The sequence below is a fragment of the Paraburkholderia sp. WS6 genome, assembly GCF_030464835.1.
GTDB classification, from domain to species: domain Bacteria; phylum Pseudomonadota; class Gammaproteobacteria; order Burkholderiales; family Burkholderiaceae; genus Paraburkholderia; species Paraburkholderia madseniana.
This window is the reverse complement of sequence record NZ_JALQCK010000014.1, coordinates 41,601-67,263: the sequence shown is the minus strand read 5'-3', so window position 1 is coordinate 67,263 and position 25,663 is coordinate 41,601. Positions and strand designations below refer to the sequence as shown.

The window sequence follows — 25,663 nt, the reverse complement described above, 5'->3', positions numbered from 1 at the left end:
CCAGGTTCTATCGTTGTAGTCAGTGAATCACATGCAATTCGTAGCGGGCATCCGCACGGTCACGGTCGGCTTCTCTCGTGCACAGGAATGCGTCCCAGCCGAGGCGCGCACCGCCGCTCAGCATGCTGGGTCCCACCTCCTTGCGGCGCAGTACCAGCGAGACCTCATATTCGAGGGTCACGCCGGCGAGCAGCGTCAGCATGCGTTCGAGCGCCACGGCGCGGTCGGCGCCAGGCAAAAACGCTTCGTAGTCGGCCTTGTCGAGTGGCCCGATCACGAGCCGCGCGCGCATGTCGCGTTGCCAGACCCGTTCACCCGCCAGCGCGGTAGCGCCGAGCGTCGCGTTGACACCGCCGAGCACGGTCAATTGATCGCGCGGCACGTCGTACCATTTGCCGACGAACTGCTCGACGCGCACCCGCACCTTGAAGTACTCGGACAGCGTACGTTGCAGATAGGCCGCAGAAACCGGCCGGTGCCTTGCGGCCAATGCATAGCCGGCAATCGCTTCGTCGAATAGCGCGCCGTCGCCGCTTTGCAGACTGTTGCGCGTGTCGTCGTCGGCGACGCCTGCCAACGCGAGCAACAACGGTAGATAGCGTTCGTCGCGATCCAGTTCGTAATGAAACGGCAACCGGTACTTCTTCCACGCCGCGTAGAACAGCGCAGTCGCGCGATTCGAAAACACGTCGAAGAATTCGCGCGCGGCCCGGTCGCGCTTGATCTGCTCACGCGCGATGATCTGCTCGGTGTAATGCAGCGGCAACGCGCCCTGCCCGCCGAGCAAACCGAAAAACGCCGGCGTGATATCGACCTTGTGGAGCGAGCCTGCTTCGAGCGCGGCGGTGCGTTGCGGCTTCTCTTTCAGCGCCGTGCCTTCATCGTCGTAAGACTGTGCGCTGTGAATTTCGCTAGGCGGAAACGACATCGACAGCGAATTGCGAAAGGCAATCCGCTGCGCGACGATTTCACCGGGGCGTCCATGACTCGACGGCGTTTGTTGCGCGAACCACTTCTCGAGAATCCGCACCGCCTGAAAAAATTCGAAGCGATGCGGTTCGTCGAGAAGTTGCTCGACTACGCCAGGATCGATTCGCCGCTGCGCGGTTTGCATCGCAGAATCTCCTCGCCGGTGCGCTTCGACACGACGACCAGTTGCACAAAGCTGTTCAGATGCACGTACAGCCCAAAAAACGTATCGATCACCCGCACGAACGAAGCGAGACTCGTGCCGACGAAATGCTCTTCGTCGATCGTCAAACGAATCTCGATGCCGCGCACGAATGTTGCAAACGGCTTGCCCGGCAACCATTGCACCGCTGCGCGCTGTTCGATGCCGACCAGACCGTCGATATGCCGCGCCGACACCGCCGTGCGCCGCAAATCGTAAAGCACCAGCATTTCCTTCAGCGCCGACAGGCCGCTATTGGCGAGCGACACATGATTCAGCGCCAGATGCGAAATCAGCCGCCAGTGCGAGGCGCGCCCGCGTTCGAAACGCACGCTAGGTGTCGGCCTGCGCAGCATTGTGATGCTGCCGGTCAGCGAGCCGCCTTCCAGAAACAGATCGCCGCCTTCGAGGCCCACGGCGAGGCCGGCAGGCAGGTCGCGATTGGTACACGTCAGATCGAGACTCAGCGTATCGGTCTGCGGCGCGGCCGGTTCGAAGTCGATATCGACGATCGAGATTTCGGTCTCGTAGCCAGGGCTTTTCTGCGCAACCCAGTCGTTGCGTCGCGCGAACCAGTAGTGTCCCGCACGCGCCGCTTCGCCGTGATGCAGCGAATAGAACGGCCGGAATTCGATCACCGATTCTTCATGCGCCTGTTGCCGGACGAGTTTCACCGAGTCAATCGAATAGACTTCGTACGCGAATGCCCGGCGCGCTTCGGCGATCACCGGGTACGAAATCGCCTGGTGACTGATGCGGATCGGCTCGCCATGCTGTTCGAACAGATTCACGACCGGCGTGCAGAACAACCGGAAATGATGCGCGGACAACGAATCCAGCAAGCGCGCGACGTGAGAATCGCTGCGCACTTCCTTGAGTACGATGTGCAGCGTCAGACGCTGGCAGCGGCCGCTCGCGCGCGTCATCGCCGCCAGATCGAAATCGGTGAAGTTGAATTTTTCGGGGAAAGCAAAGTATTCGGTCAGCAACCGGTACGCCGGATGCGATTTGGCCGGATAGTCGATCAGCGCATCGTCTTCATCGAAACCGGCTTGCACCACTGGCGATTCACGCAGTTGGGTCCACACACCGCGGCGGTCGGCTTCCACATAAGTGGCCATCGCATTGACGAACAGACAATCCGCCAGCGCCGCGATAAACGATTGTTCGCCGTGCAGGTGCGTGCGCAACGTGCCGACTTTCAATGCGGAGAGATCGAGTTGCGCAGCCGTCGATTCGAACGTAATCGACACGATCGCCGTAGCGTTGCCCGGCAGGACGGTCGCACTCGGCGCCATTGCCACCGACGTGTATTTCGCCTCCGAGATCCGGATCGGTGCCAGCGTCACATCGTAGGCGGTCCGGAAACGGCATTGCACGCCGCGAATCGGGCGCGACTTGAGTTCGGTGCCACGCTCGACCTGCACCGGTTCGGTCAGATGACTGAGCGCGGCCGAGGTGCCCAACTGCGCGATCGAGCACGACGGAAACGGCCGCAGGTAGTGCGGATACAGCACTTCCAGCAGCGCTTCGGTGAATTCGGGGTAATCGTCGTCGAGTTTCTTGTTGATACGCGCACCCAACAGCGCGAACGATTCGATCATCCGCTCGACGTGCGGATCTTCGCAGTGCTCGCCCGACATCGCGAGGCGCGCTGCGATCTTCGGATAGCGCTCGGCGAAATCGCGCGAATAGCGCCGCAGAAATGATAATTCGCGCTCGTAATACGGCAGCAATTCTTCCATCGATCTATCCCCGAACCTGAACCATCGCCGCCCAATCTATCGCCACCGTTGCGCGTTAACGGCGGCAAAGCGGTACTCAAGATACTAAAACGCAGGTACTAAAGCTTCGCGCGTGCGCGCGTCACCGAATATTGCAGCGTAGAAGGCTGCAGCATCGCATCGAAACTCACCGGTTCTTCCGCCGGGTGCACGACCAGCAGCGCCTGAATCGCAAAGTTCAGCGCGTTGGTGGATTGTTCGTTCAATTCGAGCGTGACCGCCACCTGCTGCAAGCGCGGCTCATGCCGTGCGATTGCCTGTTGAATCGATTTGCAGATAAACGTGCGGTCGTAGTGGCTCGCCAAGCTCAAGCCCGCGAAATCGTTCAGGCCGTACGTCAGCACCGAGCGCTGGCATTCCGGCAGCGCCGCCAGCTCGTGCTCGGTCAGGGCAATCCGGGTGTTCAGGATTGCCTCAACGTCGCGTGCGACAGTGGCCTTCAACTCGTCCAACGACAATTGCCGCATCGCCGGGGAAGCCGGCAGATGCGGTTCGTCGTCGAACAGCTTGTCGAGAAAGCTGGGTTCGAAGCGTTTCATCAGCGTCCGAAAAACCGGTTCGATGCGAGGCGCGCGCGGCGGGCGTCAGCCTTTTCAGGCGCGCGCCGCATGCGCCCCGGCATCAGACCGCGTACGTCTTGTCGTTCTTCGTCAGGCTCCACGCGCCTTGCGCGTTGCCGCCCTGGTTGCCGCCGATCTTCTGCTGCGTGTACTTCCACTGCACGGCAGCGTACTTCAGCGAGAACTGTTCGGTCGGCAGGCCTTCGCCCACCACGCTCGGCGTGGCGCTCGAGATGATCACGTACTTGAGCTTCACTTCCAGGTACTTGATGCGGTTGCCTTCGCCGTCCGAACGCATGAAGTCGATCGTCACTTCGTCGAACGTCGTGCCGCCCGATGCGTGTTGATAGATCAGCGGGCTGACCACGTCAATGTCTTTCGTGAACTGCATGTCAGCGTGCTCGCAACGCTCGGACGTGTGACCGCCCGCCGTTGAAGCCGTTGCCGAACGCGGTTGCGTAATCGAGTGGCTCCACGAATCGATTTCGATCCAGCCAGCATGATCTTTATCGGCAGACTCGCCTTTGATCGCCGGATTGCCGAATTTTAAATAGATGTCCTTCATAACTCATCGACTCCCCAAAGAGGTGGTTTTAACAGCCTGCCCGTGCGGCCGGCACGGGCTTTCTGACTTCGTTTATGAATTTGCCGGTTTCGGCAGGTCAGCGACAAGCCGCAAAGAGATCGACAGCTCATCCAGTTGAAAGTGCGGACGCAGGAATGCGACCGAACGATACGCACCAGGTTTGCCCGGAATCTCCGAGACCTGTATCGATGCCTCGCGCAGCGGAAACTGCGCTTTCTGCTCCTGAGTCGCGTTGTCGTCCAGCAGCACGTACTGCGAGATCCAACGGTTCAGGAATACTTCGACGTTCTGCGCCGATGCGAAGCTGCCGATCTTGTCGCGCATCATCGCCTTCAGGTAGTGCGCGACGCGCGATACCGAGAAGATGTACTGTAGCTGCGCGGACAGCACGGCGTTCGCATTCGCGCTATCGGTGCTGTATTTCTTTGGCTTCTGCACCGATTGCGCGGCGAAGAACGCGGCGTAATCCGAGTTCTTGCAGTGCACGAGCGGAATGAAACCGAGGTCGCTCAGTTCCTTTTCGCGGCGGTCGGTAATCGCAATTTCGGTCGGGCATTTCAGCGCCACTTCGCCGTCGTCGGTCTTGAACGTGTGGGTGGGCAGGTCTTCAACCAGACCGCCGCCTTCCACGCCGCGAATCGCCGCGCACCAGCCAAAGTCGTCGAATGCAGCCGTCAGGCGGGCGGCAAATGCCCACGCTGCGTTACACCACAGATATTTGCTGTGATCGGTGCCGTCCACGTCTTCGACGAAGTTGAAGCCTTCTGCCGTAGCGCCGTCTTTCGGATTGAAAGGCAAGCGGCCGAGGAAACGCGGCAAGGTCAGGCCGACATAGCGCGAGTCTTCGGAGTCGCGGAACGACTTCCACTTCGCGTATTCGACGGTATCGAACACCTTGCCGAGATCGCGCGGCTTGCCGAGATCGGCAAACGTTTCGAGACCCATCAGTTCAGGCGATGCCGATGCGATGAACGGTGCGTGCGCCGCGGCCGCGACATGCGCCATCTGTTCGATGAAGTACACGTCTTCCGGCTGACGCGTCACTTCGAAGTCGCCGATGATCGTGCCGAACGGCGCGCCACCGAACGTGCCGAACTCTTCTTCATATACCTTCTTGAAGAGTGCGCTCTGGTCGAATTCGATGGCGTTCTTGAAGTCGCGCACGAGGTCGCGCTTCGGCGCGTGCAGCGCCTTGATTTTGACCGTCGAGCCCGTATTGCTTTCCTTGCACAGGTAGTCGAGGCCGCGCCACGTACTCTCCATGCGCTGGAATTGCGGTGCATGCATCACCGCGCTCAGTTGCGCGGAGATCAGGCGGTCGAGTTCCGCGACGCGCGCGTCGATGGTGGCCGACAGGTTGTCGGACATGACCACCGTGCCGTCGAGCACCTGGTGGACGAGCTCGCCGATCAGGTCTTTCGCACGTGCGTGTTCGGAATCGGACTTCGCCACGCGGCTTTTCTCGACGATTTCGTCGAGCAGCGTGGATTCCGTGCCGCTCTGCACGCTGGCGAGTTGGGCTGCTGCCGTTTGCTGGTTCATCTCACACCCCGTACGTACTTATTCGCCCTGCTTGTCGTGATCCGGCGCGCCGGCGTGCTGGTCTGCTGCGTTGCCCTGATCTTTCGCCAGCGTCTGCAACTGCTGCGTGTTGTTGAGCACTTCGCTCAGCAGGTCCTCGAGCTTGTCGTTGCCGGCCAGCTTGTTGCGCAGGTCGGCCAGCTTCGAACGCGCATCGAGCAGACGGCGCAGCGGTTCGATCTGCGCGACCACCTCATCCGGATTGAAATCGGCCATCGACTTGAAACGCAAGTCGACTGCAAATTTGCCGCCCGCCTCACTCAGGCGGTTTTCCACCTGAAACGCAGCGCGCGGCTCGATCGCTTTCATCACGTCGTCAAAATTGTCGCGGTCGATATTGACGAACTTACGATCGCGCAACTTCGGCTGCTCGACTTCGGACTGCCCTGCCAGATCGGCAACCACGCCGACGACAAACGGCAGTTCCTTTATCTCGATCGCATCGCCGCGCTCAACTTCGTACGTCAGTTGAACGCGCGGAGGCCGCACTTTTTGCAAACGCTTCTGAATACTTTCTTTCTTCGCCATCGTCGGCTCCCGGATGCAGATAGGTCAGGCGTGTGGATCAGCGCAGCGCGCTGAACGGGTCGGACGCGCCGCCGCTTTGTGCGGCTTTGGCGGGTGCTGCAGGCGCAGCCGGGGCGGCAGGCGCCGCGGGAGCCGCCGGCGTAGCGGCCGGAGCCGCTGCGCTGGTGGTGGCATCCGGCGTATCCCCGGCCTTGCCCTTGGCAACGACGTGGCGAACGATGCGTTTCTTCTTCACGGCCGGCTTGTCGTTCGGGTCAGGCGGGAACAACGTGGCTTCGCCGAGCGTGTCGCGCAACTGCTTGGCGAGCGCTTGCGCGTCCGACTTCGCATCGCCCGCGAGCGACGCATCCTGACGCAGTTCGCCGAGCGATTGCGTGGCCACGCGCAGGCCGGCTACCGCCAGCACGCTCTTGGCCTGACGATCCGTCTGGTCGCGCTGCAGCGCTTCTTGCGCGGCGACGATGGCCTGACCGTAGTGACCCTGAGTAAACTGGATCTGCGCAATGCGCGACCACGGTTCTTCACGGGTCGGATCGGATTTTGACAATTGCTGATAAAGCGCGATGGCGCGATCCTGATCACCGCCCTTGGCGACGGTATCCGCGTCCGCGAGTTGCTTATTAAAAGCCTCCGGTGTGGTCGCTGTGTTGTTGCCCTGTGTCGCGCAACCGGCAATCACGCCGCATGCCAACACTACCCCAGATAGTTTTACTAACAGACGCTCATTCATCGTTTTTCACCGACGTGCGATTTTTTTAATTCAAGGAGAAACCGGAGTTTTGCTTTGCTTCAACTGCGCGGGTATAGTACAGGCCAATTTTCGATAATTCAACTTTCGTGTGAAGAAGCATTGCACAAAAAAAATGCATGTGGATGATTTAAACGAAACATGCAGAAATTGTTTCCTGGCGCAATAGCCGCATTGCGGGGAGCGGAAAAAATTTCCGCATACCGACCTGCGAACACGCGAGTGTCATAGAACAATGCACTTTGCATAAAGCGGCATTACGCGGCATAGCGTTGCTGCAAATTTGCCGGATTGAATTCGTTATTGATGTTTTGACGGGGGACGGCGCCGAGCCGGTCGATGTATATGAATTCGCGTCTTGTTCGCCATGCATCGCTATTGATTTCCAGCGCCGCGGTGTGCGCGCTGCTGGGCGGCTGCGCGGCCGCCGTGCCGGCGCTGGGAGCCGCTGCCAACGCGGTTTTGCAGGCGAGCGGCCTCGGTAAGCCCGACGTACCTGATGCGCAAAAGCCACCACGTAATGTCGGCCTCACGTTATACGCCGCGTCGAATCTGAATGCCGCCAATGACAACCGCCCATTGGCGCTGGTCGTGCGGCTTTACGTACTGAAAGACCCCACTTCATTCCAGCAGGCGCCATTCGACGCCTTTACCGATCCGGCCAAGGAAAAGACCATTCTCGGCGGCGATCTGCTGGGCGTGCGCGAAGTGACATTGATCCCCGGTCAACGTTACGTCGTCACCGAAAAAGTCTCGCGTGAAGCGCAGGCATTCGGTATCGTCGCTCTATTCCGCGATCCGGCCATGCAACGCTGGAAATTCGCCTTCGACCCGGCGAAGTCGGAGAAATCCGGCATAATGATCGGCCTGCATAACTGTGCAATGACGGTGACCAACGGCACTGTGATCCCGCCAGAACAGGGATTGCCCGCCCAGCCGTTGAATATGCTTTCTTCGGTAAGCTGCGGCTAAAGATGCCGTGCAAATACGATTTAACAGTTTTTAGAGAATTAACAATGTGGCGTTCGAATCGTTTATCTCCGGACGCGTCACACGCTGAACGCATATAACAGGTTTGAGATGAGTTATTCAGCAAAAGTGCTCTGGGGGGAAGGCCTGTTTCTGAGGCCGCAGCATTTTCAGCGTCAGGACGCCTATCACGAGGCGCGCCTGTTCGAATCGATCCAGGCGATCCAGCCGTACAACTGGGGCGTGCGTTCGGCGCGCTTCGACCGCGATGCGCTCGGCAGCAACGTGCTGCGCGTGAGCGAACTCTCGCTGGTGTTTCCGGATGGCGCGCTCTACTCCGCGCCGCAAGCCGACGGCCTGCCACCGCCGATCGCGCTCGACACGCTGCCAGACGGCATCAACGAATTTACCTTCTATCTCGCGCTGCATCCGTTGCGCGAAGCCGGCGCGAACTATTCACAAGACAGCAATGCGGGCTTCGTATCGCGTTACGTCAGCGAGCAAACACCGGTGGCCGATCATTTCACCGACGCCGCCGAAGCCGACATCACCTTCCTGAAGACCAGCGTCAAACTCATTGCGCATAGCGAGCCGCGCGACCAGTTGCTGTCGGTGCCGCTCGTGCGCGTTCGCCGCACCGCCACCTCGGGTTTTGAAATCGACGACACGTTCGTGCCGCCCTGCCTCGCGATCGATGCGTCGCCGATCCTGCATCAACGGCTGCGTCAACTGATCGACGCGCTGCAGGCCAAGGTCAACGCACTGTTTGGTTTTCACCGCGAGCCGACCAAGAACATCATCGAGTTCCGCTCCGGCGACATCGCGTCGTTCTGGCTGCTGCACACCGCGAGCGCCGCGTTTGCCTCGCTCGCGCATCTTTATCAGCATTCAGCGCTGCATCCTGAACGCCTGTTCCAGGAGTTGCTGCGTCTGGCCGGCCAGTTGATGACGTTTTCGAAGGGCTATGCGCTGTCCGACCTGCCGGCTTACCGGCATGACGATCCCGGCCCCGGCTTTGCGCGTCTCGACACGATCCTGCGCGATCTGCTCGAAACCGTGATCTCCACGCGCTACTTCGCGATCGCACTCGAAGAAGTGCGCCCCTCGTTCCATGCGGGCCGCCTCGACTCGGGCAAGATCGACGACAAAACGATGTTCTACATCGCGGTGTCCGCGGACATGCCGACCGCCGAACTCGTCGAAGCCGTACCCGCCCGCTTCAAGGTCGGCGCGCCGGACGACGTCGACAAGCTGGTGCTCTCGGCCATGCCGGGCGTGCGCCTCGTCTACACGCCGCAAGTACCGCCCGCCATTCCGGTGCGGCCGGGCGCATGTTACTTCTCTTGCGAATCGCGCGGCGCATTGTATGACCGCATGTTGCAGGCCCAATCGGCAATGATCTACGCGCCGTCGGGCATCAACGATCTTCAACTCGAACTGATCGCCGTCACATCATGAGCTACGCGCCTTCCCTGTTTGGCGGCAGCACGCCTGCCGCGACGCCCGCCCCCATGACCGAGCCGAGCTATCAGGTCCGCTCGCTGCTCGATCTGCTGTACGACGGCTTCTTCATGCTGTTTCTGTTGAAGAACGGCCGCGAGCCCGGCGACGCGCACGAATTCAGCCAGCGCATCCAGCAGTTTCTCGGCGACTTCGAGCGCGGCGCGAAAAAGCTCAATGCGTCGGCGGAAGACGTCTACGCGTCCAAGTTTGCGTTCTGCGCCGCGATCGACGAATCGGTGTTGTCGTCGACCTTCAAGATCCGCACGGAATGGGAGCGTCGGCCGTTGCAACTGGTGCTGTTCGGCGAGCAGCTGGCAGGCGAGAAATTCTTTCAGTATCTCGAGGAATGCCGTGCACAGGGCGCCGCGCGTTTGCAGTCGCTCGAAGTGTTCCACATGTGCCTGCTGCTCGGCTTCCAGGGCAAGTATCTGCTCGAAGGACCGGAGAAGCTCGCCTATCTGACCGCACGCATCGGCGACGAAATCGCGCATATGAAGGGCAAACGCGCGCCGTTCGCGCCGCATTGGCCACTGCCGGATCAGGTGGCGCACCGGCTCAAGCGCGAGGTGCCGTTGTGGTCGATCGGCGCGGTGTTCGCGCTGGTTGGGCTGCTCGCGTATCTCGGGCTGAATACCTACCTGAAAGATCAGACGTTGCGCACGCTCGCTCCGTATTCGCAGGTGGTCAAGCTCGGCCCGCAATCGGCCACGTTGACGATTTCGCTGCCTTAAGGAACGTTAAAGGCCGTTAAGGGACCCTTTGTGCCCGGACGCGTCGGCACGCGACGTCGTTAATACACCGCTGCCCGGCGCACGGCCCTGTATGACAGGTCAATGGCTGATCATCCACGGCCGGCCGCCAGGATTGGTCTTGAGGCCGCCCGGGGCCGTCGCGCCCGCGGACGCCTTCGACCCGCATCCGCACCCCGGCCCATGACGGTGCGTGTACTCGCCCGAACGCTGCGGCGCATGCGCGGAGCGCTCGTTGATCTGGTGACCGGCACGCGCGGCCGTCGGCATCAGCGACAACGCAGGCAGGCTCAGCATGCGCTGTGCCGGTGCGGCGCAAGCAGGACACGCGCAGGCCATATCGCGCTCGGCGACACGGCGTATCGCGGCAAAGGGGCCGCAGGTATCGCAACGGTAGTCGTAAGTCGGCATGGTGCTGTCCTCTGAATATCTGTAGATCTGTATTTGCGCCGCCCGTATGCCGGGCGGCCGCCGTACCGAAGACGCGGCGGCCTCGTCACGCGCTATAGCGCCCGCTGAACCAGACACGCGTCAGACCAGATCCGGCGACAGCGGCAGATCCACCCCACCCGCAATGTGCCTGACCGGCCCAGCCGAACTCGGCCGGATATCGAAGTCGAAGATCTGCGTGGGCAACCAGAGCGTGGCGCACGCATTCGGCACATCGACCACGCCGCTGATATGCCCTTGTACAGGCGCAGTACCGAGAATCGAATAGGCCTGTGCGCGCGAATAGCCGAACTTCGTCAGATATTCGATCGCGTTCAGGCAAGCCTGCCGGTATGCGATATGCACGTCCAGGTAGTGCTGCTTGCCCTGCTCATCGACCGAGATACCTTCAAAAATCAGGTAGTCGTTGTAGTTCGGCGTGATCGGGCTCGGTTTGAAGATCGGATTCCTGATGCCGTACTTCGCCATGCCGCCCTTGATCAGCTCGACCTTCATATGCACCCAGCCGGCCATTTCGATCGCGCCGCAGAAAGTGATTTCGCCGTCGCCCTGACTGAAGTGCAGGTCGCCAACCGACAGGCCGGCACCGTCGACATACACCGGGAAGTACACCTTCGAGCCTCGCGACAAATCCTTGATGTCGCAATTGCCGCCATGCTCACGCGGTGGCACGGTGCGCGCCCCTTCGGCAGCAGCTTTGGCGTGATCGTCGCCAGCGAGTCGGCCCATGTGCGCCGTCGCCGCGAACGGCGGATTGGCGAGGCCGGGCACGCGTTGCGGGTCCGTGGCGATCAGCGCCGCCTCGCGTTCATTCCACGTCGCCAGCATCTTCGGATCGGGCAGGCACCCGATCAGCCCCGGGTGAATCAGCCCCGCGAAGTTCACGCCGGGAATATGCCGCGAACTGGTGTAGAGACCATGGAAATCCCAGATCGACTTTTGCGCCTGCGGGAAATGATCGGTCAGAAAGCCGCCGCCGTTCTTCTTCGAGAAGAAGCCGTTGAAGCCCCACTGGCTTTCCTGCTTGGCACCGATATCGAGCAGATCCACCACCAGCAGATCGCCCGGCTCCGCGCCCTTGACGCCGACCGGTCCCGACAGAAAGTGCACGATCGACAGGTCGATATCGCGCACGTCGTCAGCGCTATCGTTGTTCTTGATGAAACCGCCGGTCCAATCGTAGGTTTCGAGAATGAAATCCTCGCCGGGATTGACCCAGCAGGCCATCGGGATGTCCGGGTGCCAGCGGTTGTGGACGTTTTCGTTGTCGTAGGCCGACTGTTTCAGGTCGACCTTGATTAGCGTTTCAGCCATTGCAAACCCTCCTCCAGGAAATGACAGACAGTCGGCTCACACCGACAGATATTCGCGAATCTTTGCGGTGTCGACGGCACTGCGCGGACTCTCATGCACGAGCCGGCCGCCTTCGATGACGAACAGCCGATCCGCGACGTCGAGCGCAAAACTCAGCACCTGCTCCGACACGACGATCGTGATATCGCGCAGCTTGCGGATCTCGTTCAATGCTTTGGCAATGTCCTTGATGATCGACGGCTGGATGCCCTCGGTCGGCTCGTCAAGCAACAACACTTTGGGCCGGGTGACGAGCGCGCGGGCAATCGCCAGTTGTTGCTGCTGGCCGCCGGACAGGTTGCCGCCCTTGCGGGTGCGCATGTCGTAAAGCACTGGGAACAGTGCGTAGATCTCCTCGGGTACCGTCTTCGTGGGGGCATTCTCGAGACCGGTCTGGATATTCTCTTCGACACTCAGCGTGGCGAAAATCTGCCGGCCTTGCGGCACATAGGCGATGCCTTTGGCGACCCGTCGGAAACTCTCGTCACGCGACACCTCCTCACCGTCTACCTGCACCAAACCTGCCTTAAGCGGCAAAATGCCGATCAGCGACTTGAACAGCGTGGTTTTGCCCATACCGTTGCGCCCCATGATCGCCACAGTTTCGTTGTGGGCGGCGTTGAAGCTGATGCCATGCAGCGCTTCGCTCTGGCCGTAACTGACGAATACGTCGTCGACATTCAACATGCTGGGCTCCTCCGTGAACGACTCGATAGCCAGCTCAGTGGCCGAGATAAACGTCGATGACGCGCGGATCCGCCTGCACCTGTTCCATCGCCCCTTCGGCGAGAATCTTTCCCTGGTGCATCACGGTGACCTTGTGGGCGATCTGCGCGACGAACGCCATGTCATGCTCGATCACGATCATCGAGCGGTTCTGGCAGATCCGTTTGAGCAGCTCGGCCGTAACCTCGCGCTCGCGCACGCTCATGCCGGCAATCGGCTCGTCGAGCATCAGCAGCTCCGGCTCCTGCATCAGCAACATGCCGATTTCCAGCCACTGCTTCTGCCCGTGCGACAGCAGCCCGGCCTCGAGATCGAGCTGGTTTTCAAGGCCGATTTCGCCGGCCACGCTGCGCACGCGGTCGAGCACATCGCCGGTGCGCCGGAACGTCAGCGCGCCAAAGACGCCCCGCCCGCGCGGGAACGACACCTCGAGGTTCTGGAACACCGAGAGGTTTTCGTAGATCGACGGCGTCTGGAACTTGCGGCCAATCCCTTTGCGCACGCGGCGAAACTCCGGCAGCCGCGTCATCTCCTCGTTGCGAAACTTGATGCTGCCTTCGCTCGCCCGCGTCTTGCCGCAGATCAGATCGAGCAGCGTCGTCTTGCCCGCGCCGTTCGGTCCGATCACCACGCGCAACTCGCCGCGATCGACGTACAGGTTCAACGAATCGATGGCCTTGAAACCATCGAACGACACGCTCAGGCCTTCGACGGCCAGCACGAAATCGGTATTGCTCATGAAGCGCTCCTTGCGCCGAGGCGCGCGAGCCATGGTTTGACGTGGCTGTCGTAGAGACCCGCCAGCCCGTTCGGAAACGCCATCACGACGCCGATGAAGAGCGCGGCCATCAGGAACAGCCACAGGTTCGGGAAACTCTCGGAGAACCACGTCTTGCCGAGGTTGACGAGCACCGCGCCGTAGACCGCGCCCACCAGCGACATGCGCCCGCCCACCGCGGCGTAGATCACCATTTCGATGGACGGCACGATGCCCACGAACGACGGCGACATGAAACCAACCTGCAGCGTGAACATCGCCCCGCCGATCGCCGCAAGCACAGCGGCGATGCAAAACGCGAACACCTTGAACATGGCGACGTCGTAGCCGGAGAAGCGCACCCGGTCTTCCTTGTCGCGCATTGCGAGCAGCAAGGTGCCTAGCTTGCTGCGCTGAATCTGCCGGCAGCAGACAATGGCGACGAGCAGCAGCACCGCGTTGACGAAGTACAGGATCAGCTTTGCTCCATCGCCGCGAATATCCCAGCCGAGCAGCGTGCGCAGATCGGTGATGCCGTTCACACCGCCGGTATAGCCCTGCTGGCCGATGATCAGCACCGACAGGATCAGCGCCACCGCCTGCGTGATGATCGCGAAGTAGACGCCACCCACGCGCCGCTTGAACATCGCGAAGCCGACCACGAACCCGAGCGCGCATGGCACGGCCAGTACCGCCGCCAGCGCAAACGGCAGCGAATGAAACGGCTTCCACCAGAACGGCAAGGCGGTCAACTGATTCCAGTCCATGAAGTCGGGAATGCCCGGCGTCGACTGGATCTTTGTGCTGATCGGGTCCGAAGCTTCGAGCTTCAGGAACATCGCCATGCAGTAGCCTCCGAGGCCGAAGAACACGCCCTGCCCGAGGCTAAGCACACCGCCGTAGCCCCACGCCATCACGAGCCCAACGGCGACGAACGCGTAGGTCAGATACTTGCCCATCAGGTTCAGGCGGAACACATCGAGCGCGAGCGGAAACACCACGAGGATCAGCAGCGCCAGCACGACGATGCTGCCGTAGCCATCGCCCGTCAGCCAGCGCTTCAGCGCGGGCCGCAAGCCGGCGCGGGCTGGAGCGGGGTCCGGCGCGACGGACGCGCCGGCGGAAGGGTTTAGCTGGTCCATATTCGTTTCTCCGGGCTGAAGCGATTGAAAGGGCCGTTCAGCGACGCAGTCGATGAGTGCTCAGGCACGGCGCACCTTCGAAGCGAAGAGCCCTTGCGGCCGCAACATCAGCACAACGACGATGGTGAGCAGCGTCACCACGCGAGCGGATGAGCCGGTCATGAAGAATTCGCTGATCGACTGCATCTGCGCGATGCCGAACGCGGACGCCACCGTGCCGAGCAAACTCGCCGCGCCGCCGAACGTCACCACCAGAAACGAATCGACGATGTAGAGTGACCCACTGGTCGGTCCCGTCGAGCCGATCGCGGTGAACGCCGCGCCCGCCACACCCGCGATCCCGCAGCCGATCGCGAAGGTCAGCCGGTCGGTCTTGCGGGTATCGATGCCAGCCGCGTTCGCCATCTGCCGGTTCGCGACGGTGGCGCGCACCCGTAGTCCCCAGCGCGAGCGATACAGCGCCAGCAGTACGCCGCCGGTCATCAGCACCGCGAGGCTCATCACGAACAATCCGTTGATCGGGATGTCGAGACCCGGCTTCGGCGACCACGAACCCATCAGCCAGTCCGGCAGCGTGGGGCTCACCTCCTTCGGGCCGAACACCGAGCGAAACACCTGCTGCATTCCGAGGCTCAGGCCCCAGGTCGCCAGCAGCGTGTCGAGCGGACGCCGGTACAGATGGCGGATCAGCGCCCACTCCGCCACCCAGCCTGCCGCGAACGCCAGCACGAAGGCCGCGCAGATCGCGATCGGAAAGTACACCGGCGCGTAGCCATGCCAGTAGTTGTCGGCCAGTTGCGAGAACATGTAGATCGTGTACGCGCCAATCGTCATGAACTCACCGTGCGCCATGTTGATGACGCCCATCTGGCCGAAGATCACCGCCAGCCCCAGCCCCATCAGCAGCAGCACACTGAACAGGCTCAGGCCGGCAAAGCCCTGCATCAGCGTGACGTTAAGAATGTCCGAAGCCGACATGGCTCTCTCCTCGAAATGATCCGCGCGCTCACGTGGCGGCAACGCGCCTGATTCGCGGCTGATCCGCGTTTCACTGATAACCCTTGGGGAACGGGTTCGGTTCAATCAGATCGGGCGACTCGGCCACCACCTTGAACTGGCCGTCCGCCTGCGCCTGACCGATGCGCGTGCGGCTCCACAAGTGATGGTTCGCGTGGATCTTCACGTAGCCTTCCGGCGCGGTCTTCAGCTCGATGCCAGGCGATGCGGCGACGACCTTGTCGACGTCGAAGCTGCCGGCCTTTTCCACCGCCGCTTTCCACAGCCATGGCCCGAGATAGGCGGCCTGGGTGACGTCTCCGATCACCGACTTCGGTCCGTACTTGGCCTTAAATGCCGCGACGAATTTCTTGTTGTTGTCGTTGTCGAGCGATTCGAAATACTTCATCGCCGAATAGAATCCCGCGACGTTTTCGCCGCCGATCCCGAGCACTTCGTCCTCGGTCACCGAGATGGTCAGCAGGAACTGCTTGTCCGCAGTAATGCCGGCCGCTTTCAGTTGCTTGTAGAAAGCCACATTGGAGCCGCCGACGATGATCGCGTAGATGCAATCCGGCTTGGCGATCTTGATCTTGTTGATCAACGAGTTGAAGTTAGTGGTGCCGAGCGGGTAATACTCTTCGCCGACTACTTTGCACCCGCTCAGATGCTGCTCGATATGCTTGCGCGCAATCTTGTTCGACGTGCGCGGCCAGATGTAGTCGGAGCCAATCAGGAAGAAGCTCTTCGCCTTCTTCGTCTGGTTCGCCCAGTTCAGCCCCCAGAGAATCTGCTGGGTCGCTTCCTGGCCGGTGTAGAACACGTTCTTCGATTGCTCGAGCCCTTCGTAGAACGTCGGGTAGTACAGGAGGCCGTTATCGCGTTCGAAGATGGGCAGCACAGCCTTGCGCGACGCTGAAGTCCAGCAACCGAATACGGCCGCCACGTGATCGTTTTCGAGCAGCTTCTTCGACTTCTCCGCGAAGGTCGGCCAATCGGACGCGCCGTCTTCCTGAATGATCTTGATCTGACGGCCGAGAATGCCGCCTGCTGCGTTGATCTGTTCGATCGCGAGACGCTCCGCCTGAATCGAGCCGGTTTCGGAGATCGCCATCGTGCCGGTTGCCGAATGCAACTGACCGACCGTCACTTCCGTATCGGTCACCGCGAGGTGCGTGGTGTTGACCTTCGCGGTCGGATACTGCTGGGCCCGCGCGATACCGGAGATGGCGAGCGCGGGCGCGGCGGCGAGGCCCATCAAGAGTTTGCGGCGCAGCGCCGAAGACATGCCAGGCTCGTTCTGGTCGTCGTGTGACATCGAATTCTCCTTGTGGTCGTGGTCGGGCGACCCGCGCTGGGAACCGGCTGGCGGTGTCGACGGAACGAAAGGTAGGTAGCCAATTTGCGCGGCCCAATACGTCAGTTGACGTAGGGCGCGGTAAAAATCCGCTCCCTATAATCGCGTCGGCATGGCGCGCGAACCGTGCCGACGCCGCGCCGCCCATGGCATGACGGTGTCGCGCCGGCTTCGAATGGAATGCAATTTGCATGGCCGCACCGTTAGCCCCGGAACCCGTCGACGACAAGCCTCGATGCACCAAACAGAGTCACAGCCCCCGCGCCCCGCCGACCCGGCCACCCAAGCTGGGGCATCGCGCCCACCGTCCGGCGGCACACAGCGCATCGTCAAGATTCGCCGCGACTACAACGCATGGGTCGGCGACGAAACGCTCGAGGATTACGCGCTGCGCTTCACGCCGCGTACATTCCGGCGCTGGTCGGAGTTCCGGGTCGCGAATACGGCGATTGGTGCGGTATCGTTCCTCGTGCTGGAAGCAATCGGCGGTGCGCTGGTGGTGAACTACGGCTTTACGAACGCGGTCTACGCGATCCTCGCCGTCTCGGTCCTGATCTTTTTGACCGGCATGCCGATCAGCTACTACGCCGCGCGCAACGGCGTCGACATGGACCTGCTTACGCGCGGCGCCGGCTTCGGCTATCTGGGCTCCACACTGACGTCGCTGATCTACGCGATCTTCACCTTTGTATTCTTCGCGCTCGAAGCGGCCATCATGTCGCTCGCGCTCGAGCTCTATTTGAAGGTCCCGCTATCGGTCGCCTACGTGATCAGCGCGCTCGTCATCATTCCGGTGGTGACCTTCGGCATCACCTTCATCAACCGCTTGCAAGGCTGGACCCAGCCTGTGTGGCTCGTGCTGCTCGTCGTGCCCTACGCCGTGGTGCTGTGGCGCGAACCGCACCTGCTCGCCGAATGGGTCACCTTCGGCGGTCTTTCGGCGGACGGTCGCGAGTTCAACCTCGTCTCCTTCGGTGCCGGCTGCACGGTGGTGTTTTCTCTGATCGTGCAGATCGGCGAACAGGTCGACTATCTGCGCTTCCTGCCGCCGCGCACACGTGCAAATCGCGTGCGCTGGTGGGTCGCGCTGATTTCGGCCGGTCCTGGCTGGATCGTGCCTGGCGCTTTGAAAATGCTGGGCGGGGCGTTTCTTGCCTTCCTCGCAATCGAGCACGAAATCGACCCGGTGAAGGCCGTCGAGCCGACCCAGATGTATCTGGTCGCGTATCACTACGTGTTCCACTCGCCTGAAGGCGCACTCGCCGCGATGACGCTGCTGGTGATCGTCTCGCAACTGAAAATCAACGTCACCAACGCCTACGCCGGTTCGCTCGCGTGGTCGAACTTCTTCGCGCGGCTCACGCATAGCCACCCGGGGCGCGTGGTATGGCTGGTGTTCAATGTGCTGATCGCGCTGCTGCTCGTCGAGATGGGCGTATTTGAAGCCATCAGCAAGGTGCTCGCACTCTATGCGAACGTAGCGATTGCCTGGATTGGCGCGGTGGTCGGCGACCTTGTGATCAACAAGCCGCTCGGTTATAGCCCTCGCGGTATCGAGTTCAAGCGGGCACACCTGTACGACATCAATCCCGTCGGGGTGGGTGCCATGGTGATCGCCTCGCTGATTGCCGCGCTGTCCCATGCGGGCGTCTTCGGCGCAATCGCTGAAGCACTGGCGTCCTTTATCGCGCTGCTGGTCGCCTTCGTCTGCTCGCCGTTGCTGGCGATCGCCACACGCGGGCGCTTCTATCTGGCGCGCGACGGTCGCGACCTCGAAGCGGGCGCGGTACTGCGCTGCGTGATCTGCGAAAACAGCTTCGAGCGTGAAGATATGGCGCACTGCCCGGCCTACGCCGGGTCGATCTGCTCGCTCTGCTGCTCACTCGACTCGCGCTGCAACGACTCCTGCAAACCTCACGCGCGACTGCCGGCCCAGTTCGGCAAGTCAATGCATGCGCTGTTCCCGCGGCTCAGGCTCGGAGCCGCCGGCCTGCGGCTCGCGCAGTACGCCGGTCTGCTGATCGTCGTGCTCGCGCTGCTTGGCGGCGTGCTTGCCGTGCAGTGGTATCAGAGTGTGCGAACCCTGCCCGATCTCGACGCCACTGTCCACGACGTACTGCTGCAGGGGTATCTGAAGGCCTTTTTCGCACTCGCGCTGGTCGGCTGCATCGCCGCGTGGTGGCTGGTGCTCGCCAACGAGAACCGCAAGGTCACGCAGGAGGAATCGCAGCGGCAAGCGGAACTGCTGATGCAGGAAATCGAGGCACACCGCAAAACCGACGCCGCACTCCAGCAGGCGAGCGCCGCCGCCGAATCGGCCAACCGCGCGAAGAGCCGCTATGTGACGGGTCTCAGCCACGAGTTGCGCACACCGCTCAACAGCATCCTCGGCTACGCGCAACTGCTGCTGCAAGGCACTGATAAACTGCCTCCCGCCCGCCACCACGCAGTGGCGACTATTTATCGCAGCGGCGAGCATCTTTTGGCGCTCGTCGACGGCCTGCTCGACGTCGCCCGCATCGAGGCGGGCAAGCTGCAACTGAACGTGACGGAGATTTCGCTGCCGGACTTCGTCACGCAACTCTCGGCGATGCTCGAACCGCAGGCCACCGACAAAGGACTGCACTTCGATTTCCAGACTACCGGCCGCATTCCGGAAGTCGTACGCGTCGACGAGAAGCGGGTGCGGCAGATTCTCATCAATCTGATCGGCAATGCGATCCGCTTTACGTCGAGCGGTTCGGTGAAGGTGCGCGCCGGCTATGCGTGGGAGACCCTCACCTTCGAGATCATCGACACGGGCCCCGGCATGCCGGCTGCCGAACTGGAGCGCCTGTTCCTGCCGTTCGAGCGCGGCGCGGCGGCACGCGAACACGACCACGGTGCCGGGCTCGGCCTGACGATCTGCCGCCTCCTTACAGAGCTGATGGGCGGCAACCTGCAGGTGCAAAGCGAGGTGGGCAACGGGACCCGCTTTATCGTCAAGCTGTTCGCACCGGAAGTGCGCGCGCCGCAGTTGCTGGCAAGCGGCCCGCTCAACGTCAAGGGGTACGACGGGCCGCGCCGCACGGTGCTGGTGGTCGACGATCTCACCGAGCAGCGCCGTATCGTCACGCATACGCTTGCGCCGCTGGGCTTCCTGGTGGTCGAAGCAGCCAGCGGACCGGAAGCGTTGCAATGGCTCGGCACGGGATCGGCCGACCTCATCGTGATGGATGTGTCGATGCCGGATATGGACGGCTTCGAGGCGAGCCGCCTGATTCGCGACAACCAGTTGTCGGCGGCGCCGATCCTGATCCTGTCGGCCAACGCCTTCGCCGACGATCGAGACAAAGGGGCCGCGGCCGGTTGTGACGACTACCTCGCCAAACCGCTGCACATTCCGCTCCTGCTCGACAAACTGGCTGCATTGCTGCAACTGCAGTGGATCGTCGAGTCAACCGACACAGCGCTGCCCGCTTCCGCCGTTTCGCTGACCGAAGTGCCGGCAAGCTTGCCCGCCACCCTGCGCGAGAAACTGCATGCCCAGCTTGAAATGGGCTACGTGCAGGGCTTCATCGAACAACTCGACGCGGCAGAGAGCGGCGCGCCGGAGTTGGCTACCCTGCTCGAACCGTTGCGCACCCTCGCGCGACGATTCCGGCTGACTGAACTCGCGCAGTTGCTCGCGCCTACCCAGCAGGTCAATCCCGATGCATGGTGAATCCCTGCTCCTGCCCCCTGACACGCAACCGGAACTACCCGACGACAAGCCGGTTGTGCTGATCGTCGACGACACGCCCGACAACCTCGCGCTGTTGTCCGATACGCTACAGGCGTCCGGCTACGCGGTGCTGGTTGCGCTCGACGGACAGTCCGCCTTGCAACGCCTCGCGCGCATCACGCCGGATGCCGTGCTGCTCGACGCGTTGATGCCCGGCATGGACGGTTTCGAAACCTGCCGGCAGATCAAGGCCGATCCCCGCAACCGGCATCTGCCGGTGATCTTCATGACCGCGCTGACCGACAGCGAACACGTCGTGCAAGGCTTTCGGGTCGGCGGAATCGATTACGTGACCAAGCCCGTGAAGCCGAGCGAGGTCAGCGCGCGCATTGCCGCGCATGTGCAGCGCTCGCGCCAACAGCGTCAGGCGGACATGGTGCTCGATATCGGCATGCGCGCGGCGCTGATTGCCGCCGCGAGCGGAGAAATCAGATGGCAGAGCGACCTTGCGCGGCAGCGGCTTGCGCGTTACGGATCGAGCGATGCGCAAACTGAGGAGAGGAATGGAAGCGCGAGGGGCGACGTGAAGGACAATCTGGCGGACGACGGCGCGCGGCTACCGGCCCCTCTTGCCGAAGCCGGCCCGCGTCTGCCGCAGGTGCTGAGTCAATGGCTGGCGCGCTGGATCGAAACGGGCTGCGACCTGCAAGCCGCCTTCGAGACGGCTGCAGACGGCGCGCGCCGCGTCGCGCGGGTACTCGGCCGCGCGACGCGTGGCGACTGGGTGATCCTGCTCGAAGAATTCAACGACGCCGCGCACACCAGCGCGCTCGGCGCGCAATTCAACCTGACGGCCCGCGAAGCGGAAGTCCTGCTATGGCTTTCGCGCGGCAAGACCAATCGCGATATCGGAGACATCCTCGGCATGGCGCCGCGCACGGTCAACAAGCACCTCGAACATGTGTTCGGCAAGTTGCATGTGGAGACCCGCGCGGCGGCGGCGGCGATCGCCGCCAAGGCGAGCACGCGGTATTGAAGATCCCCGCCCTGCGTCAAGCCGCTCGACCCGCTTACTGCGACTCTTCCGCCCACACGGCGTTTTCACGCGCCATCAGCGCCGTCGACGCAGCCGGCCCAAACGTGCCTGCCGTATAACCACGCGGCTTGTCGCCCGACTTGGCCCAGCCGTCCAGAATCGGTTCGGCCCACGCCCATGCGGCTTCGAGTTCGTCACGGCGCATGAAGTGCGTGAGGCGTCCGCGAATCACGTCGATCAACAAACGCTCGTACGCTTCCGCGCGACGCTCGGTGAAGGCCTGCTGCAAGTCCAGGTTCAGATTCACCGGCAGCATGTGCATGCCGCTGCCCGGCTCCTTCGCGAGCATCTGCAACTGGATCGATTCTTCCGGCTGCAACTGGATCACGAGACGGTTGCCGTAATTGCGCCCACCGCTCGGAATGATCGAGAACGGCAATTCGGAAAACTCGATAACGATTTCCGATACCTTCTTCTGCAGACGCTTGCCGGTGCGCAGGTAAAACGGCACGTTGGCCCAGCGCCAGTTGTTGATATGCGCGCGCAACGCGACGAAAGTCTCGGCGCGGCTGCCGGCCGGCACATTGTCTTCCTCGAGGTAGCCCTTCACCGGCTCGCCGTTTACCGCGCCGGCCGTGTACTGGCCGCGCACGGTATCGCGCGCGATATCCTCGGGTGTCATGGGGCGCAGCGAGCGCAGCACCTTGAGCTTCTCGTCGCGCACCGCATCCGGATCGAGCGACACCGGCGGCTCCATGGCGACGATGCACAGCAACTGCAGCAAGTGGTTCTGCACCATGTCGCGCAGCGCGCCGGTTTTATCGTAGAAGCCCGCGCGGCTGCCCACCCCGACCTCTTCGGCCACGGTGATCTGCACGCGCTTGATATACGGCGCCTGCCACAGCGGACCGAAAATCGCGTTGCCAAAGCGCAGCACCATCAGGTTCTGCACCGTTTCCTTGCCGAGGTAATGATCGATCCGATAGATCTGCGCTTCGCTGAAATGCTTGCCGACCGCCGTGTTGATCTCCTGCGCGGACGCCAGATCGTGGCCCAGCGGTTTCTCGAGCACCACCCGCGAGTTCTCGTCGACCAATCCCGCCGCCGAAAGGTTTTCGCAGATATTCGTGAACAGATCCGGCGAGGTCGCGAGATAGAACACGCGCCGCACGCCTTCGCGCGACACTTCCTTCAGACGCTGGTAGTCCTCGACCGAATCGACGTCCATGCGCACGTACTCGAACAGCGCGAGGAATTTGTCCCAGGCGGTGGCATCGAACGCCTTCTTTTCGATGAAGGGCTTCGCCTTCGCTTCCATGAATTCGCTGATGTACTCCTCACGCGACCACGGCTTGCGGCCGATTGTGAGAATGCGGGTGTCCGGCGGCAGATTGCAGTGCAGATGCGCCATGTAGAGCGCGGGCAGCAGCTTGCGAAATGACAGGTCGCCGGTGCCGCCGAAGATGATCATGTCGAGCGGCAGGTTGGGAGTGGCTGAAGCGTGTTGGGTCGTCATAGCGCGATCGCAGCGTCGTGGTAGGCGTCAAGTCAACAGACAAAGGGCAAAAAACGCCGGCGGACCGGCGCTTTTTTCTGGCAAACGCCTATGGTGCAACGTTTTGAGATTGTTTGCACGGCAACATGTGCCGCAGGTTGGCGCAAGATGCCAACCAGGACCTGCGAACCGCAACGCGCCGGGCGCTGCGAACAGTCCGCGATCAGCCGCCTGACAAGGCTTCGCGCGCCACGCGGCAGGCCGCCAGATCCCACGCCGCGCAGCCGACACTTTTAAAAACAATCGGTTGTTTCGACGGCAACAAAGCGGCGTTGTCCACCACGGTGGCAATTCCACCGACCCGCGCCCAATCGACACCGGCCTGAATGAAATCACCGGCTTCATGCCTCGCGCCGGCTTCGTCGTCGACGAACAGCGCGCTGCCTGCGATCGTGTGCGCGCCGATCTCGACCATAGCCGGCGTGAACGCGCCGACGCCGATCACGAGCCGGTCCGCGCGCGCGGCTTCGTCGTAGACGGCCTGCTTGCTGGTGGTCAGCGCAATCACCACGTCGACCGAATCAGGGATGGCCGCGTTGGAGTCGGTCAGCGGTCGCAGTTCGCGCGCCTTGCCACCATGCGCACCCTGCGCGCCATGTGCGGCGCAAAACGCCTCGGCCCGCGCGGGCGCACTGCCCTTCACCCACACGCGAGCGCCGGGAAACAATTCGCCGATCGCTTCCAGGTGATTCACCGCCTGCGTGCCCGTGCCGATCAGCAGGAATTCGCGCGGCGTTGCCGGCGCGAAAGTGCGTACGCCGAGCATCGACATCGCCGCCGTGCGGCGCCCGGTTACCGTCGGGCCGTCGAGAATGAAGAGCGTCTCCCCGGTATCGGCGTCGAAGGCCATCACCTGACCGTGGATCGTCGGGATGCCGCGCTGCCGATTGCTCGCGCATACATTGACCAGCTTGTGGATCGCGAGATCGGGCGCGGTGGCCGGCATCGATAGCATGATGCCGCCCTCGTTGAGCGGCACGACGAGCCGTTCAGGACTCACAATGCGTTGCTGTGCGTAGTCGATGCTCGCACGCCTCAATGCGTCGACGAGCGTCGCGTACGGAATCAGCCGCGCGGTGGCGGCAGCGTCGAAAATCTGTGTGGTCGGGCGGGTCATAAGCGGGCTTTTCCTGTCCAGGCGAGTTGATGCGTTCGATTCAGCGCACCAGACACGCGGCTGTTCCGGGAATCGGGAACAAGCGATTCTACGACGCGCTGCGCGCCGTGGGGCCGGATCGCGGGCACGCGGCTGCAGCGCAGGAATGGGCCTGCCTTACCGAAAAGCAGCGGCGCGCCGCCGCTAGGGTCATTGCGAAACGGCGTCGTCTTTGGCGTCGTCTTTCTTGCCGTCCTCGAACATCGCGCGGCACGCCGGACTGAGTTCGTCGAGGTGCTGCCTCATGCAGGCGGTGATTTTTGCCTTGCTCGGGATGTGGGCGGCGCAGAAATGCATCGCGTCGCCGCGACAGGCGCGGGCCCGGTCGTCCTGGGTAGCCGCATGCGCTGCGGTGACGGCGCCGAGCGCGACGAGGCCGGCGGCAAGCACGGCATAGGTTCGCTTCATGACGGGGTCCGGTATCGCAAAAGTCGATGTGAAGCTCCTCAGCAGAAAACGGGCCCGATCATTGCGTTCGCCGTGCGGCTTGCCTGCTGCCGTGTCTAGCGCACGCTGCGGGTGAGCGTCATGCCACGCCCTGCGTAGAAACGCGCCATCGTGGCGAACGGCAAATAGACATCCGCCTGGTGAGGCGCAATGCCCGACGGATTATGAAACCATACGCCATCGCGATCGCGCCCGTGCAGCAGGATCAGATGCCCGCCCTGGCTCTGATTCGGCCGCTCCGGATAACGGATCTCAGGACTCACGGAAACGATCGCCAGCGTGTCGCCGTCGATGCGCACGGCGATCTCTTCGAGCGGCGCCTGCGGCAGCACTTCAACCTGAATACCGAATGCTTCGCCGAGCCAGGCGGCGAACGGCCGGTAGGTCAAACCGTCGACGCCACCGTCGTCACGCAGCCGGTACACGCCGTGGCGCAACGCTTCGTCCAGCAACGCGGCGCGCGGCGCGTGTTCGATGCGCCAGTAGTCGAGCGCGGATTCGAGGCAGGTCAGACCGCACAGGCGTTTCGCCCAGAAACGGTAACGCTCCGGGTCGGCAAAACCGCTCTGCTGCCAGTGTGGATCGTCGCATGGGTCGCCCTCTTGTTCGACGATGTGGCGCACCCATTCGGGGCTGCCCCATTGCGTGTGGTACGGCACGTCGGTGTGGCGTAGTGTCGGTTGGTTCATGAATCGCGCGGAGTCGGTGGAAAATATTTTCACAGCATGCTACACGGCCGGCCCAGCGGAGCGCACGCATACGGAATTTATTCGTCATGCGGATATTTGCCGTTTATTCGCCAGACA

General features: G+C 62.2%; 23 protein-coding genes. 5 read left to right on the top strand and 18 right to left on the bottom strand.

Going from position 1 to position 25,663, the window contains the following annotated elements; all coding sequences use genetic code 11:
- Window positions 1–19: 19 nt before the first annotated feature.
- The 7 genes from tssG to M0D64_RS18405 form a co-directional block, all read right to left on the bottom strand.
- A complete protein-coding gene (gene tssG, locus M0D64_RS18435) occupies window positions 20–1,114 on the bottom strand; it encodes a type VI secretion system baseplate subunit TssG (protein ID WP_266258781.1) in 1,095 nt (364 codons plus the stop codon).
- Window positions 1,078–2,916 carry a type VI secretion system baseplate subunit TssF gene (gene tssF, locus M0D64_RS18430; RefSeq protein ID WP_266258780.1) on the bottom strand — a complete coding sequence of 613 codons (1,839 nt, stop codon included), beginning with the start codon at window positions 2,914–2,916 and terminating at the stop codon, window positions 1,078–1,080. Before tssF ends, tssG begins: the two co-directional genes overlap by 37 nt.
- 98 nt (window positions 2,917–3,014) lie before the next feature.
- The gene (gene tssE / locus M0D64_RS18425) at window positions 3,015–3,494 is read right to left on the bottom strand and encodes a type VI secretion system baseplate subunit TssE (RefSeq protein WP_054036473.1); all 480 of its coding nucleotides are present in this window, start codon (window positions 3,492–3,494) and stop codon (window positions 3,015–3,017) included.
- An 82-nt stretch (window positions 3,495–3,576) separates the two neighbouring features.
- On the bottom strand, window positions 3,577–4,080 hold the full coding sequence (locus tag M0D64_RS18420) for a type VI secretion system tube protein Hcp (RefSeq protein WP_054036475.1): 504 nt from the start codon (window positions 4,078–4,080) through the stop codon (window positions 3,577–3,579).
- Window positions 4,081–4,152: 72 nt separating this feature from the next.
- On the bottom strand, window positions 4,153–5,643 hold the full coding sequence (gene tssC, locus M0D64_RS18415) for a type VI secretion system contractile sheath large subunit (RefSeq protein WP_093638439.1): 1,491 nt from the start codon (window positions 5,641–5,643) through the stop codon (window positions 4,153–4,155).
- Between the two features lie 18 nt (window positions 5,644–5,661).
- A complete protein-coding gene (gene tssB, locus M0D64_RS18410; RefSeq protein ID WP_154561528.1) occupies window positions 5,662–6,210 on the bottom strand; it encodes a type VI secretion system contractile sheath small subunit in 549 nt (182 codons plus the stop codon).
- Window positions 6,211–6,247: 37 nt separating this feature from the next.
- Window positions 6,248–6,940 carry a tetratricopeptide repeat protein gene (locus tag M0D64_RS18405; protein ID WP_154561530.1) on the bottom strand — a complete coding sequence of 231 codons (693 nt, stop codon included), beginning with the start codon at window positions 6,938–6,940 and terminating at the stop codon, window positions 6,248–6,250.
- A gap of 363 nt (window positions 6,941–7,303) precedes the next feature.
- Between M0D64_RS18405 and tssJ the strand changes: the two genes are divergently transcribed.
- The 3 genes from tssJ (at window position 7,304) to icmH (ending at window position 10,161) form a co-directional block, all read left to right on the top strand.
- Complete coding sequence (gene tssJ, locus M0D64_RS18400; RefSeq protein ID WP_266258847.1) at window positions 7,304–7,930, top strand: type VI secretion system lipoprotein TssJ; 627 nt, start codon at window positions 7,304–7,306, stop codon at window positions 7,928–7,930.
- Between the two features lie 108 nt (window positions 7,931–8,038).
- Window positions 8,039–9,385, top strand: coding sequence for a type VI secretion system baseplate subunit TssK (gene tssK / locus M0D64_RS18395; protein WP_266258778.1), 1,347 nt, complete (start codon window positions 8,039–8,041; stop codon window positions 9,383–9,385).
- A complete protein-coding gene (icmH, locus tag M0D64_RS18390) occupies window positions 9,382–10,161 on the top strand; it encodes a type IVB secretion system protein IcmH/DotU (RefSeq protein ID WP_093638426.1) in 780 nt (259 codons plus the stop codon). The genes tssK and icmH overlap by 4 nt, the downstream gene beginning before the upstream one ends.
- 99 nt (window positions 10,162–10,260) lie before the next feature.
- Here the strand turns inward: icmH and M0D64_RS18385 are convergent, their stop codons facing one another.
- From M0D64_RS18385 to urtA, 7 genes are all read right to left on the bottom strand, one after another.
- Window positions 10,261–10,590, bottom strand: coding sequence for an FmdB family zinc ribbon protein (locus M0D64_RS18385; RefSeq protein WP_266258777.1), 330 nt, complete (start codon window positions 10,588–10,590; stop codon window positions 10,261–10,263).
- 120 nt (window positions 10,591–10,710) lie between these two features.
- Window positions 10,711–11,943 (bottom strand): formamidase, encoded by a 1,233-nt coding sequence (gene fmdA, locus M0D64_RS18380; protein ID WP_266258776.1) that lies wholly within the window; start codon window positions 11,941–11,943, stop codon window positions 10,711–10,713.
- Between the two features lie 36 nt (window positions 11,944–11,979).
- On the bottom strand, window positions 11,980–12,669 hold the full coding sequence (gene urtE / locus M0D64_RS18375; RefSeq protein ID WP_266258775.1) for an urea ABC transporter ATP-binding subunit UrtE: 690 nt from the start codon (window positions 12,667–12,669) through the stop codon (window positions 11,980–11,982).
- 34 nt (window positions 12,670–12,703) lie between these two features.
- Window positions 12,704–13,447: an urea ABC transporter ATP-binding protein UrtD gene (gene urtD, locus M0D64_RS18370; RefSeq protein ID WP_266258774.1), complete on the bottom strand. Its 744-nt coding sequence runs from the start codon at window positions 13,445–13,447 to the stop codon at window positions 12,704–12,706.
- Window positions 13,444–14,607: an urea ABC transporter permease subunit UrtC gene (gene urtC / locus M0D64_RS18365; RefSeq protein ID WP_266258773.1), complete on the bottom strand. Its 1,164-nt coding sequence runs from the start codon at window positions 14,605–14,607 to the stop codon at window positions 13,444–13,446. The genes urtD and urtC overlap by 4 nt, the downstream gene beginning before the upstream one ends.
- A gap of 60 nt (window positions 14,608–14,667) precedes the next feature.
- Window positions 14,668–15,585, bottom strand: a complete 918-nt coding sequence (gene urtB, locus M0D64_RS18360) for an urea ABC transporter permease subunit UrtB (protein WP_093638411.1) — start codon at window positions 15,583–15,585, stop codon at window positions 14,668–14,670.
- Between the two features lie 70 nt (window positions 15,586–15,655).
- A complete protein-coding gene (urtA, locus tag M0D64_RS18355) occupies window positions 15,656–16,921 on the bottom strand; it encodes an urea ABC transporter substrate-binding protein (RefSeq protein ID WP_266258772.1) in 1,266 nt (421 codons plus the stop codon).
- 214 nt (window positions 16,922–17,135) lie between these two features.
- Between urtA and M0D64_RS18350 the strand changes: the two genes are divergently transcribed.
- Entirely contained in the window at window positions 17,136–20,663 is a 3,528-nt protein-coding gene (locus M0D64_RS18350) for an ATP-binding protein (RefSeq protein WP_266258771.1), read from the top strand.
- Window positions 20,653–21,699 carry a response regulator transcription factor gene (locus M0D64_RS18345; protein ID WP_266258770.1) on the top strand — a complete coding sequence of 349 codons (1,047 nt, stop codon included), beginning with the start codon at window positions 20,653–20,655 and terminating at the stop codon, window positions 21,697–21,699. The genes M0D64_RS18350 and M0D64_RS18345 overlap by 11 nt, the downstream gene beginning before the upstream one ends.
- Window positions 21,700–21,733: 34 nt before the next feature.
- Here the strand turns inward: M0D64_RS18345 and zwf are convergent, their stop codons facing one another.
- The 4 genes from zwf to M0D64_RS18325 all read right to left on the bottom strand — a co-directional run bounded on the left by zwf (window position 21,734) and on the right by M0D64_RS18325 (window position 25,546).
- Window positions 21,734–23,215: a glucose-6-phosphate dehydrogenase gene (gene zwf / locus M0D64_RS18340; protein WP_154561534.1), complete on the bottom strand. Its 1,482-nt coding sequence runs from the start codon at window positions 23,213–23,215 to the stop codon at window positions 21,734–21,736.
- 202 nt (window positions 23,216–23,417) lie between these two features.
- On the bottom strand, window positions 23,418–24,371 hold the full coding sequence (lhpI, locus tag M0D64_RS18335) for a bifunctional Delta(1)-pyrroline-2-carboxylate/Delta(1)-piperideine-2-carboxylate reductase (RefSeq protein ID WP_266258769.1): 954 nt from the start codon (window positions 24,369–24,371) through the stop codon (window positions 23,418–23,420).
- A gap of 189 nt (window positions 24,372–24,560) precedes the next feature.
- The gene (locus tag M0D64_RS18330) at window positions 24,561–24,818 is read right to left on the bottom strand and encodes a hypothetical protein (RefSeq protein ID WP_266258768.1); all 258 of its coding nucleotides are present in this window, start codon (window positions 24,816–24,818) and stop codon (window positions 24,561–24,563) included.
- A gap of 95 nt (window positions 24,819–24,913) precedes the next feature.
- Complete coding sequence (locus M0D64_RS18325; RefSeq protein ID WP_266258767.1) at window positions 24,914–25,546, bottom strand: C39 family peptidase; 633 nt, start codon at window positions 25,544–25,546, stop codon at window positions 24,914–24,916.
- Window positions 25,547–25,663: the final 117 nt, after the last annotated feature.